12 protein-coding genes are annotated in these 12098 nt (G+C 41.4%); 7 read left to right on the forward strand and 5 right to left on the reverse strand.

From position 1 onward, the window contains the following. Nucleotides 1-65 precede the first annotated feature (65 nt). Both NCWK1_RS13720 and NCWK1_RS13725 read left to right on the forward strand, forming a co-directional pair. A complete protein-coding gene (locus NCWK1_RS13720) occupies nt 66-929 on the forward strand; it encodes an alpha/beta fold hydrolase (protein ID WP_103125099.1) in 864 nt (287 codons plus the stop codon). A gap of 309 nt (nt 930-1238) precedes the next feature. After that, on the forward strand, nt 1239-1700 hold the full coding sequence (locus tag NCWK1_RS13725) for a pentapeptide repeat-containing protein (RefSeq protein ID WP_096583137.1): 462 nt from the start codon (nt 1239-1241) through the stop codon (nt 1698-1700). A gap of 216 nt (nt 1701-1916) precedes the next feature. Here NCWK1_RS13725 and NCWK1_RS13730 read toward each other — a convergent pair whose 3' ends face one another. Continuing rightward, complete coding sequence (locus NCWK1_RS13730; protein WP_103125100.1) at nt 1917-3746, reverse strand: N-acetylmuramoyl-L-alanine amidase; 1830 nt, start codon at nt 3744-3746, stop codon at nt 1917-1919. Between the two features lie 89 nt (nt 3747-3835). Here NCWK1_RS13730 and NCWK1_RS13735 point away from each other — a divergent pair, with 89 nt between their 5' ends. Further along, complete coding sequence (locus NCWK1_RS13735; RefSeq protein ID WP_096583133.1) at nt 3836-5473, forward strand: CTP synthase; 1638 nt, start codon at nt 3836-3838, stop codon at nt 5471-5473. Between the two features lie 116 nt (nt 5474-5589). Beyond that, the gene (locus NCWK1_RS13740) at nt 5590-6012 is read left to right on the forward strand and encodes a hypothetical protein (protein WP_096583131.1); all 423 of its coding nucleotides are present in this window, start codon (nt 5590-5592) and stop codon (nt 6010-6012) included. A gap of 185 nt (nt 6013-6197) precedes the next feature. Here NCWK1_RS13740 and NCWK1_RS13745 read toward each other — a convergent pair whose 3' ends face one another. The 3 genes from NCWK1_RS13745 to NCWK1_RS13755 form a co-directional block, all read right to left on the reverse strand. Further along, a complete protein-coding gene (locus tag NCWK1_RS13745; protein ID WP_103125101.1) occupies nt 6198-7313 on the reverse strand; it encodes an AI-2E family transporter in 1116 nt (371 codons plus the stop codon). A 120-nt stretch (nt 7314-7433) separates the two neighbouring features. After that, the gene (locus tag NCWK1_RS13750; protein WP_096583121.1) at nt 7434-7874 is read right to left on the reverse strand and encodes an NUDIX hydrolase; all 441 of its coding nucleotides are present in this window, start codon (nt 7872-7874) and stop codon (nt 7434-7436) included. An 18-nt stretch (nt 7875-7892) separates the two neighbouring features. After that, nucleotides 7893-8273, reverse strand: a complete 381-nt coding sequence (locus NCWK1_RS13755; RefSeq protein WP_096583119.1) for a hypothetical protein — start codon at nt 8271-8273, stop codon at nt 7893-7895. Nucleotides 8274-8557: 284 nt separating this feature from the next. Here NCWK1_RS13755 and folD point away from each other — a divergent pair, with 284 nt between their 5' ends. From folD to NCWK1_RS13770, 3 genes are all read left to right on the forward strand, one after another. After that, nucleotides 8558-9433, forward strand: a complete 876-nt coding sequence (gene folD, locus NCWK1_RS13760) for a bifunctional methylenetetrahydrofolate dehydrogenase/methenyltetrahydrofolate cyclohydrolase FolD (RefSeq protein ID WP_103125102.1) — start codon at nt 8558-8560, stop codon at nt 9431-9433. A 128-nt stretch (nt 9434-9561) separates the two neighbouring features. Next, the gene (gene crtE, locus NCWK1_RS13765; RefSeq protein WP_096583115.1) at nt 9562-10491 is read left to right on the forward strand and encodes a geranylgeranyl diphosphate synthase CrtE; all 930 of its coding nucleotides are present in this window, start codon (nt 9562-9564) and stop codon (nt 10489-10491) included. Nucleotides 10492-10752: 261 nt separating this feature from the next. After that, nucleotides 10753-11208: a divergent PAP2 family protein gene (locus tag NCWK1_RS13770; protein ID WP_096583113.1), complete on the forward strand. Its 456-nt coding sequence runs from the start codon at nt 10753-10755 to the stop codon at nt 11206-11208. 111 nt (nt 11209-11319) lie between these two features. Here the strand turns inward: NCWK1_RS13770 and NCWK1_RS13775 are convergent, their stop codons facing one another. Further along, nucleotides 11320-11973 (reverse strand): hypothetical protein, encoded by a 654-nt coding sequence (locus NCWK1_RS13775; RefSeq protein WP_096583111.1) that lies wholly within the window; start codon nt 11971-11973, stop codon nt 11320-11322. Between the last annotated feature and the right edge of the window lie 125 nt (nt 11974-12098).

Genomic DNA, 12098 nt, shown 5'->3' on the forward strand with positions numbered 1-12098 from the left:
TTTGCTCTAGGCAGGTGGTACATAATTCTACAAAAGTTAGGTTATTTCTAGATCAAATCAAACAGATGTCGGAAATAAAAAATTCCTGGGAACACAAATATATAACGACTAATGGTGTCAAGCTACACTATGTCACCCAAGGAACAGGCCCTTTAATGTTGATGTTACATGGGTTTCCTGAATTTTGGTATTCTTGGCGGCATCAAATACCAGAATTTGCTGAAAATTTTCAAGTCGTGGCGCTGGATTTACGTGGCTATAACGATAGTGAAAAACCCAAAGAGCAATCAGCTTATGTTATGGATGAATTTATCAAAGATGTTGAGGGCGTAATTAAAGGTTTCGGTCACGAAAAGTGCATTTTATTGGGACATGATTGGGGCGGTGCGATCGCTTGGTGTTTTGCCTATGCCCACCCAGAAATGTTAGAGAAACTAATCGTACTTAACTTACCCCATCCCGCTAAATTCTCTCAAGGATTATCAACTCCTCAACAGTTACTACGTAGCTGGTATATGTTCTTATTTCAACTGCCAGTTATTCCAGAATTCTTGTTACAAGCCTTTGATTATCAACCAATTGCCCAGACTATTCAAGGCACAGCAGTTAATAAAAATGCGTTCACGGCATCTGACCTAGAAGCTTATAAAAAAGCTGCGGCTAAATCTGGTGCTTTAACAGCAATGCTCAACTACTACCGCAATATATTCTCCCACTTTTTACCCAGTAAGAATTGGGGAATTTTGAATGTACCGACACTATTGATTTGGGGTGAAAATGATACAGCCCTTGGCAAAGAGCTTACTTATGGAACGGATGCCTATGTTAGCAACTTGCAAATTCAGTATATTCCCAATTGCGGACATTGGGTACAGCAAGAACAGCCTCAGTTAGTTAATCGCTATATCAGTGAATTTACTGTAACTTGATCCACTTTTTTCGCAATTACTTAGTGTTAATTAGTCCGAGAAAAATTCTGGTTAAGAACTAATGACAAATCAAAATAAATACTTGAATTTCTTAAAAAGATTTAACAAGATAAAAATGGATCATTCTCTAGCGAGTTTTTCCCTACAAACAGCCCAAAACCAGCCTCAATACTCTTTTTTCGCTGTCTACCAAGATATTAATTATCACCTGCATTTTGTGAGTTAAATCAACATTGTCTAGAAATTTGGTGAGATAATAGAATCGTGAGGAAAAGAACGGATGTTACTTCAACAAAAAGGGGAAAAATTATGAAACTTAAGCTATTTGCAGCTGTAGCCTTAGCAGCAACTCCCCTCATTTTTGCAAGCTCTGTAAAAGCAGGGAATTCGCAAGATTTACAAAGACTTATATCTACTGGGGAATGTCAGCGGTGTAATCTAGTCGGAGTTGACCTCAGTGGCGCTCATTTAATTGGTGCAGATTTACGTGGTGCTAACCTTTCTCAAGCTAATCTTTCAGGCGCTAACTTAGAAGGAGCAGATTTCACCAACGCTAACCTGAAAGGAGCTAACCTAGCTTCAACTTTTGTTACCAACGTTAACTTCAAAAAAGCCAATCTTAACGGTGTTAATTTTAGCCGCGCTCAGATTATCGACTCAAATGTATATGGCGCATCAATGGATAATTTGAATATTACTGATGCGGAGATTTTCAACACTGGTATTGGTGTTGGTGGTGAAGAAGGCGCACAAATGCCAGATTGGGACTAGTTCCACAAGGCGGAAGTTAAAAAAAACAATCTTGTTTGAGTTTTGAGGCTCGTTATCAGGGTGTAGGGGTAGAGGGTGTATGTGAATAAAACCCTTGTACCCTTACACCCTCAAATAGACTTTATCTATTTTTAGATACAACTTGAGTGAGCCAAGTTGACCAAGCCTTTGCAAGGCTTAGTCAACTTTTAACAGAAAAGTATTAGACAAAAATTATTACTTCACTCCGTTAAACCACTCAACAATCCCCTCAGCTAAAACTTTGGCTAACTTTTGCTGTTCCTGGGGATTTGTGACCCATTCAAATTCATTCGGGTTACTCATAAAACCCAACTCCATCAATATTGATGGTGCAGCGGCCGGACGGGTGAGGGCGAGGTTATTCCAAAAGACACCGTAAGAAGGTCTATTGAGTTTTTTGACTAAATAGTTGTGCATGAATACCGCTAGATTATGAGCTTGGGGATGATACCAAAACATCCCAACTCCTTGGGTCTTTTCCGCATCGCCATCATCGGGTAAAGAGTTGTAATGAATGGAAAGTGCGATCGCCGGGTTTTCTTGACTGATAATTGCTTGACGCTCTGGTAAAGAAACATCTTTGTCAGAGTCTCTTGTCATCACAACTGTTGCTCCAAGTTCTAGCAAATTCTCGCGCAGCAACTTCGATACCGCCAAATTCACATCTTTTTCCAGATATCCCGTCGGCCCAGATGCACCAGATTCTTTACCTCCATGCCCCGGATCAAGTAGAATCTTGATACCAGATAAAGGCTTTCGTCTCCGATTTTCAATGGCAGGCGGATGGCGCAAAGCTAAAACCAGGGTCGTGCCTTCATATCTCAGCTGATATCCCCACTGTTGCGCTTTTTTGAGGTTAAAGGTGTATTGCACCTGTCCCGGAGTCAGCTGCTGCCAATCTAGGCGAGAAATTACCGGGTCATCATCCAAACGAATAATATCTGTTTGGGCAGTGGTATTGTAAAGTGTCAAAGTGAAAGTTTGATCACTTTGCTGCACACTTACAGGTACAGGAAACTGTAAGGGAAAAACCATCTCTGTTGCACCAGAAATCCGACGATATCCGACACTGCGAATAATTGTGCGTGGCGGAATTGCCCCTGGTAAGATACGAGTTTCCTTACTATTAATCCAAGCACCATAATCCAAACGCAACCACTCACCTTCTTTGCCTGTAACAGTAGCTTGTGTTCCTTTAGGTAGGGGGGTAAGCCGGGAATAATCAGTACTCGGCCCAGTGCGGGCCACACCTGCATCTACTATCACCTCGGCAACAGATAACTGTGCAGGCGAGAGAATTGCTATTTTGCCAGTTCCCAGTTGAGTAATTGTCTTACCATTCCGCGTCAGTTTAAACTGAGGTTGACCTAAATTTATCTCTTGATTAGCATCTGGGACAACAGCACCAGAAATGATGTTGTTACCGTAAATTAGGCTTGAAGATTGAGCATCAGGTTGTTGCACCGTAGTGCAACCCGCATACTTGCCAGCAATCGACTGGGCTGTAGGTTGGTTTCTGCCTGTCAAGGCTGCCAAATTACTTGGTAGTTGTACTTGTTGGGGTTGTGGTGCTAGGGCAACAGTTTGATTAGCGAGGTTTACGGACACGTTAGCATTGAGTGGAGCGATCGCACTGAAACAAATTAATTCCCCTGGTAGTCTGGCAATATCCACTGCTGGAGTCAGAGAACCTGGAGCAAATTCTAACCCCTGTGGAACAACAGGTATAGTCCCCAGCCTAGTTACTTTAATCTGAATGGTTTGATTTTTGTGACTTACTGTAAAAACATTTTCTCCCAACTGTAAAGGGAAACTAGGAGAAAAATGACCGGATGGACTGCGGTTAACTACCTTACCATTAATTAGTACTTGTCCATTAGTTGGTGCTGTACCCAGAAAAAATATTTTTTCCGTACTGGTTTGGTAGTTAGGTGGTGGAAAAACAACAATAAGAGATGAATCTGCCAATGCGACAGAGGAGGTAGCAATTAAACTAAAAACGACTAATCCGAAAATTCTTTTCACAGCAAATCACAGAAGATTTCATGACAGTGCCTGTGGCACAATTACGGGATGTATTTTGAGAAGGCGCAAGAGAGAAATACAAAATTACTATGACTAAATTTATCTTCGTCACTGGAGGTGTAGTTTCCAGTATCGGCAAAGGAATTGTAGCAGCAAGTCTGGGGCGTTTACTCAAATCACGCGATTATTCGGTGTCGATTTTAAAACTAGACCCCTATATTAATATTGACCCAGGTACAATGAGTCCCTTTCAGCATGGGGAAGTGTTTGTTACCCAAGATGGGGCTGAGACAGATTTAGATTTGGGTCATTACGAACGCTTCACCGATACCTTAATGTCACGCCTGAATAGTGTGACTACAGGCTCAATTTATCAAGCGGTGATCAATAGAGAACGACGCGGTGACTACAATGGTGGCACAGTCCAAGTCATTCCGCACATTACTAACGAAATTAAAGACAGAATTTTGTTAGTTGCCAAAGATACCAATCCTGATGTATTGATTACGGAAATTGGTGGTACGGTGGGAGATATTGAATCACTGCCGTTTATGGAAGCAATTCGCCAGTTACGTAAGCAAGTGGGACGGCAGAATGTTTTGTATATGCACGTCACTTTGTTGCCTTACATTGCTTCGGCTGGGGAAATGAAAACTAAGCCAACACAGCATTCTGTTAAGGAACTGAGATCTATTGGCATTCAACCAGATATTTTAGTTTGTCGGAGCGATCGCCCCATCCCCACAGGATTAAAACAGAAATTGTCTGAGTTCTGTGATGTACCAGAAAAGTGTGTAATTACTTCCCAAGATGCCCTGAGTATCTATGAAGTACCGCTGATTTTAGAACGGGAAGGGTTGGCAGAGCAAGCACTCGCCTTGCTGCAAATGGAACAACGCCCACCCAATTTAACGCAATGGCAAACAATGGTGGACAGGCTTTACAGTCCTAAGCGGACTTTGGAGATTGCCATTGTTGGTAAATATGTGCGCTTAAGTGATGCTTATTTATCAGTAGTGGAAGCATTACGTCATGCAGCAATTGCGACCCACGCTGATATGCGCTTGCGGTGGATAAATTCAGAAGTCTTGGAAACTGAAGCTGTCGAAAATTATCTCGAAGGCGTGGACGGTGTACTTGTACCCGGTGGTTTTGGGACACGGGGAGTAGATGGTAAAATTGCTGCTATCAAATATGCCCGTGATCGCCATATTCCCTTTTTGGGTTTATGCTTGGGAATGCAATGTGCTGTTATTGAATGGGCTAGAAACATCAGTGGTTTGTCAGATGCTAATAGTGCTGAATTTGACCCTGAGACGACCAATCCAGTCATTAACCTCTTGCCAGAACAGCAGGACGTAGTTGATTTAGGCGGAACAATGCGCTTGGGTGTATATCCTTGCCAAATTCTGCCCAATACTTTGGCCGCGAAGCTTTATCAAGATGAAATGATTTATGAACGGCATCGACATAGATATGAATTCAATAATACTTATCGTCAGCTATTGTTGGAATCTGGCTATGTCATCAGTGGTACTTCACCTGATGGCCGCTTAGTGGAAATTGTTGAATTTCCGCAACACCCGTTCTTTATCGCTTGCCAATTTCATCCAGAGTTTCAATCACGTCCTAGCAATCCCCATCCTTTATTTAAAGGATTTATGCAGGCTGCGATCGCTCTTAACTATCCCAATCCTAATCTACAAACACCTGTAGAAGTTTCTTAACTCATTCAAACTCAAACTGAGCTTGAAATTCACCCAAATCAACATTGACTTAGGACTGACATATTTTGTTATACAGGGTTAGCATCATTTTTCCACATTGGACTTAAGGAGATGTTGTGCCGTACTGGATGAAAATCTTTTACGAGAGGAAAGAATATGTGATTAATTTTGACCGTGTAAATGCTTTTTGCTATGAAAAAAACGGCAGAGTTACCTTTTGGTTGCCCGATAGTGCAATTCCAATTGTAATTAATCCTCAAAATAACTTAGAAGACTATCAAAAAGTTCTCAAATATCTCGAACAAGTGACTGATGTAGAACTAGACAGCGGTCACTGGGTGAAAATTATTGATGGCAAAAATGAATATGTCGTTAACCTCCATTGCATCAGTTCTTTTTGTCAAGAACCCAATGGGAGGATAACTTTTTGGTTGCCAGATGGCACTATCCCAATCATTATTAACTCCTCAAATAATCCAGATTCTTATCAAAAAGTCTTGCAGTTTGTCAAAAATACAACAGGATATTCTTTGTCGTAAGCTTACAGCAGGGAACAGGGAATAGGTAACAGGGTTGAAAACTAAAATAGTTATCTAGCATATTCTCTCTAGCCGATAAGTAAATATTGAGTTATCTACAAGTTAAGAAACTATTATGATATAAAATCAAAGATACCAGACTTCTTTAAGAAGTCTGGTATCTGAACTATCAAGGTAAGTTTTAATTAACTTTTGCTAATGTAATTTTCTTGATTTATTTCCATTGGTGTAACTTTCACACCATCCTCATGAGGAATTATTTTTTGAGTAAGTTCTCCGGCTCGCCAACTATCAGCAATATCTTTAATAAAACTGGCGATGGGAATAGCAATTAACAATCCTAAAACTCCGCCTAGTTTTGCACCGATGAGTAAAGAAATCACCACCCAAACAGGATTTAAACCAGTTAAATTTCCTAAAATTCTGGGTGCAACAATATTAGAGTTGATTTGGTCAAGAGCTACTGCTACACCTAAAACTTCCACGCCTAACCAGAAATTTTCTAAAGCAACTAATAAACTTACAATGGCAATTCCTATCCCTGTACCAAAGGGAAATAATGAGAAAAAGCCAATCGCAATCCCAAACAATAAAGCAAGGGGAATTCGGAGAGCGACAAATGCTAATGTCACCAACACAGCTAAAATAGCCCCCAATGTTGCCTGACCAATAAAATAATTTTGAAAATCTTCTCGGAGTAATTGCCTAACTTTTGTGCCGATATGTTCAGGAAACCATTGATAAATTCCATTCCACAAATTTTCACCATTTAAGATTAAGTAAATAGTCAAAACGGCGGCAATTAAAATATTAACGACAACACCGATAGTATCAAAGGCAAAACCGAGAATTCTGCCTGTGAAAGATTGAAATTGATTAGATAATCTCTCTAAAAGTTGGAGAGCTAAACCTCTTAAATTAACAGGAAGTTGTTGCGTTGCTGCCCAATTTTGAAAAGCTTCTAATTGTTGCAAGCCAGAATCTATCCAAGAAGGGAGAATATTAGCTAGTTCATTTAGCTGTTGCAAGATAACTGGCACTAAGGTGACACCAACACCCGCTAAAATCACCACAGCTAACAGCAAGACTCCAATAATCGCCAAGTTTCGGGGTACACCTCGTCTGTGAAAGAACTGGATGGGGTAGTTTAAGACAAATGCTAGTAGGATAGCGATCGCAACTACACTAACCAAGGGTTGAAAGTACTTGACAACCTGGATTAATAACCAACCGTTGAGAATGACTAGCGGAAACGCCAAGCCATAACTTAACCATCGTGGTAGTTTGTTTGCTGATTGCATGAGAATGACTTCACCACAATTCTTTAGTTTATTGTGGCATCAGATTAATTTCTTTCAAGGGGCTAGGGTTATAGGTTACAGGGTAAAGGTGACAGGTTACAAATAATTTTCTATCACCTGTCACTTGTCAGCACTTTGTTGATTGATAAAATCCAGCATAATTCTTTGGTGCATTGTTCCCAAAGGACGGATTTCGCCGGCTATTGCTGAGTAACAACTACCGCTGCTAATATCTTCTAGTGTTAAAAGTCCCATATCCCAGCCTTCATTCAGTTCCAGTTGATTTATATCCACCAACAAGGGAGCCTGGAAAACATAGCGGATGACTTTTTCGTCGGGATAACAGCCAAATTCGGCAAATGTCGGCAATTCATAACCAATTTCTTCGATAAGTTCGCGCTTGACTGCTACCTCTGGCGTTTCGCCTGGTTCGATGTGTCCGCCGAACAAACCCCAGCAACCAGCCGCCGCAATGGTGGGGATGTTGTCGCGCAGTTGCATGAGATACTTGTTGTCTTGGTAAAGAATGGCGATCGCTACTTCTGGTAGTTGGTTAGTCATAAAATTTAAACTTAAAAATTACTCTTCTGTTATATATACTTCACCAAAATCTTGCCCAGCGATCGGAATACTTTTATAGCTCACTTTACCCTTTAAAACTACTTGAGTTCCCTGCTGCAAATTTTTTTGATTGGTAATTACCCAGATTTTGCCAGTCGAATCATTAATTTGATATGCCCACTGCTTCATCAGCGGTACTTGTTTTTCTACCTTACCTTGGATATAAACCGTAGTTGGTTTGTCTGGTTTAGTAGGAATTTTTTCAATTGGTGTGACATTACTACCAAAGACAAAATTACCGCCTTTGAGTTCTGGAAGCCTCCAAGCAGAACAACTAGCAAGTACTGCTACTAGCAGACAATTGCAGATTATGCGGTAATAATTTGACGATTTGTGCATGAGTTTTATCGGGAATAGAAAATGGAGAACTAAAAAACTTGTCTACTGTTCTACTATTACCTGTTGACTTTTAACCCTTCCCTGTTCCCTGTCTTCTGTCACCTATCTCCTAATTTCATAGTTTTATCCGTAAGATTCGACAAGGGATCTGAGAAGATGAACAAGTATGGTCTTGTGGTAGGAGATATGCAACAGCAAATCAACAAACAAGAATTTTTCCCGCTGTTAACTTCACTACAGACAACTAAAATTTGGGATTAGAGGCGAATCTTCTGAGGATTCTCATGGAAACAACAACTGCCAAACTTCTTGATGGTAAAGCGTTAGCAGCAAAAATTCACCAACAACTACAAACACAAATTCACCAATTACAAGCCAAAGTAGGCCGTCCTCCCGGTTTAGCCGTGTTAATGGTCGGCGATAACCCCGCCTCAGCTGCTTATGTTCGCAATAAAGAAAAAGCCTGCGCTAAGGTAGGTATTGCCTCTTTTGGTAAGCATTTTCCTCAAGAAACTAGCCAACAAGAATTAGAGGCGGTTATTGCCGAACTTAACGAAGACGAAAGAGTTGATGGAATTTTGGTACAGCTACCCTTACCTGACCATTTAGATGCGGTGTCTTTGTTACATCAAATACATCCCGATAAAGATGCAGATGGACTACACCCAGTGAATTTAGGGCGACTGGTACGCGGTGAAAGCGGGTTACGTAGTTGCACTCCTGCGGGAGTAATGCACTTGCTGGCAGAATATAATATTCCTCTGCGGGGAAAAAATGCAGTGGTTATAGGACGCAGCATTTTAGTAGGGAAGCCAATGGCTTTGATGCTACTAGAAGCAGATGCTACTGTCACAGTTGCTCATTCGCGATCGCAAAATCTGGCTAACATCACCAAGAATGCCGATATTATCATCGCCGCAGTTGGTCGTCCAGGACTCATTAACGCTGACATGGTAAAACAGGGTGCGATCGTGGTAGATGTGGGGATGAACCGCGTCACTGATGCCAATGGCAATAGTCGCTTAGTCGGCGATGTCGATTTGCAATCAATTGCTGGTGTGGCAGAATATTTCACCCCCGTTCCCGGTGGTGTTGGCCCTATGACCGTTGCCATCTTGTTGCAAAACACATTTACCAGCTATTTACGCGCTACAAGCTAGTTAAAAGTTATGAGTTATGAATTTTTTACTCCCGATTCATCCTGCATAACTTTTCAGCGCCAAAGCCCCGTAAAATTGTGACGTATAAGACAAACAGCCAAAAGCCAAAAATTGAAGGAATTATAAGAATGGTAGCAGCTGATAACCTTCAGAAGATGCCAGAAACAGCAACCTTTAACCTTGTCGCCTATCTCAAAGAGCGCCAAAAGCTTTGTGATACTGCTCTGGATACATGTATGCCAGTCATATATCCAGAAACGATTTATGAATCAATGCGCTACTCTCTCTTAGCTGGAGGAAAGCGTGTACGTCCCATTCTCTGCCTTGCTACCTGTGAAATGATGGGCGGCACTGTCGAAATGGCTATGCCTACAGCTTGTGCTGTCGAAATGATTCACACAATGTCATTAATTCACGATGACCTGCCAGCAATGGACAATGATGATTATCGTCGTGGTAGATTGACGAATCACAAAGTCTATGGTGACGATATTGCCATTTTGGCTGGAGATGGGTTACTAGCCTTTGCTTTTGAACTGGTTGCCACTCAAACACCAGAAAATGTTCCCAGAGACAAAGTTTTACAGGTAATTGCCCGCTTAGGCAGAGCGCTAGGTGCAGCAGGTTTGGTAGGTGGGCAAGTAGTAGATTTGGAGTCAGAAGGTAAATCTGATATTTCTCTCGAAACCCTCAATTTTATTCACAACCATAAAACTGCTGCCCTGCTGGAAGCTTGTGTGGTTTGTGGCGGTATCTTGGCAGGCGCATCGACAGAAGATGTACAACGATTAACTCGCTACTCACAAAACATTGGTCTGGCATTCCAAATTATTGATGATATTTTGGATGTGACTGCGACTCAAGAACAACTAGGCAAAACAGCGGGTAAAGACCTCGTAGCAAAAAAAGTCACTTATCCTAGTCTGTGGGGAATTGAGCAATCACGCGCTAAAGCTCAACAGCTAATTGAGTCAGCTTGTGCAGAATTAGAGCCATTCGGCAACCTGGCACAACCACTCCAAGCAATAGCGCACTTTATTGTGAATCGTAATAATTAGGACATACCAATTTGGATTGTCAATTTTGGAGCCACTGTCTTGTGGTAAATCATTACTACAAGAGGGTGCGCCACCCTCAAGTGACTATTATGCAACAGTTAGATTCATAGTCTTGACTAACAGGCTACTCCAACAACCCCAAACAATATCAAGTTTGCCAATTTGGCATCAGTTCTTTTTGAGATTTGGAATTTTGGGTTGTGTCTAATTTTTACTTACAAAATAATTACTGCTAATTTTAACTAACTGAACCAAAACACCATGCAGGACATAACCGATATTTTAGACAACCGGGTGCTGGTGGTAGCGCTGGTAGCTTGTTTTATTGCTCAAGCATTGAAACTGGTTATTGAGGTAGTCAAAAATCAAAAACTGAATGTGCGTGTTTTAGTTACGACTGGAGGTATGCCCAGCGCTCATTCGGCTCTAGTCACAGCCCTAGCAGCTGGTATTGGACAAACTGTTGGCTGGGCATCGCCGGAATTTGCCTTAGCAACAGTATTTGCCATTATCGTGATGTATGATGCAGCCGGAGTTCGCCAAGCTGCGGGTAAACAGGCTCGAATACTCAATCAAATGATTGCTGAATTATTTGATGAAAAGCACGAGTTTAGCCAAGACCGCCTCAAGGAATTACTGGGACACACACCAGTACAAGTGATAGCTGGTTCAGCTTTGGGGATCACTATTTACTGGTTGGCAAGGGCAGCTTATTAGTCAAGAGTCAATGGTCATTGGTCAATTGTCGTTTGTTAAAGATACTGAGTAAGAATTTCTCTAATTCTTTTTCTGCCCCCTTTGCTTGCTTACCTCCCTTGTCTTCTAGCACTACTGTACTTTGACGGCTGAACGTAGTAACACTACTTTGCGACTATCGACGAGGATGGCGAAAAAGCCACGCTCGTTGAGTTTTTGCAATGTATTGTATGCCTGTTGTTGGTTGGTTGTATGAGTTGCTAACAAGTAAGGGCGCTGTCCATAAGAAGCAAAACCGACGTTACCTCCCACAACTTGTTGCACGCTATTAGCTAGTTCTGGACGGTTGTAGTAGTCTACTAGTACGGCGTAACCTTGTCCTAATGGTTGGGGATTATAACTAACAGTTGGTACTGTTGCTGGTTGTTGAGCCACTTCGGCAGGCTTTGTCGTAATGATGGCAGATAACCCGACAATATTATTGATGTATCTTGCCCAACGATTTGCATATTCAATAGTGTTAAAACCACCTATCCGCGTCACGGTGTCGGTGAGATATTGGCAGGTAGTAGTGGAAATTTCGTTTGGTAAAGCACTCCGCAATTGCCTTTGATATTCTGCTGTGGGAGTAATGACTAGTAATAAATATTCTCCAGGATTGGGCGGTTGGCAGACAGGAATTTTTTGTTGGGCGTTCACAGAAATTGTAGTATTGATTAAACCTGCGATCGCTATTACAAATGCACTAGATATAGTCTCAAATCTCTGCACAAAATTGGGACGCATAAGCTGGATTTCTTAAAAGATTTTATTTTAGTAATTTGTCAATAGTCTATTGTCAAATGTCAATGGTCAAGCAAAATAATCGAGTATTTTGATGAACAAAAACTATTGACGATTGACTATTGACG

This window comes from Nostoc cycadae WK-1 (assembly GCF_002897135.1).
GTDB lineage: Bacteria > Cyanobacteriota > Cyanobacteriia > Cyanobacteriales > Nostocaceae > Nostoc_B.

Coding starts and splice junctions, on each gene's coding strand:
- NCWK1_RS13720 (WP_103125099.1), top strand. CDS start 66: ATGTCGGAAATAAAAAATTCCTGGGAACACAAATATATAACGACTAAT.
- NCWK1_RS13725 (WP_096583137.1), top strand. CDS start 1,239: ATGAAACTTAAGCTATTTGCAGCTGTAGCCTTAGCAGCAACTCCCCTC.
- NCWK1_RS13735 (WP_096583133.1), top strand. CDS start 3,836: ATGACTAAATTTATCTTCGTCACTGGAGGTGTAGTTTCCAGTATCGGC.
- NCWK1_RS13745 (WP_103125101.1), bottom strand. CDS start 7,313: ATGCAATCAGCAAACAAACTACCACGATGGTTAAGTTATGGCTTGGCG.
- NCWK1_RS13750 (WP_096583121.1), bottom strand. CDS start 7,874: ATGACTAACCAACTACCAGAAGTAGCGATCGCCATTCTTTACCAAGAC.
- NCWK1_RS13755 (WP_096583119.1), bottom strand. CDS start 8,273: ATGCACAAATCGTCAAATTATTACCGCATAATCTGCAATTGTCTGCTA.
- folD (WP_103125102.1), top strand. CDS start 8,558: ATGGAAACAACAACTGCCAAACTTCTTGATGGTAAAGCGTTAGCAGCA.
- crtE (WP_096583115.1), top strand. CDS start 9,562: ATGGTAGCAGCTGATAACCTTCAGAAGATGCCAGAAACAGCAACCTTT.
- NCWK1_RS13770 (WP_096583113.1), top strand. CDS start 10,753: ATGCAGGACATAACCGATATTTTAGACAACCGGGTGCTGGTGGTAGCG.
- NCWK1_RS13775 (WP_096583111.1), bottom strand. CDS start 11,973: ATGCGTCCCAATTTTGTGCAGAGATTTGAGACTATATCTAGTGCATTT.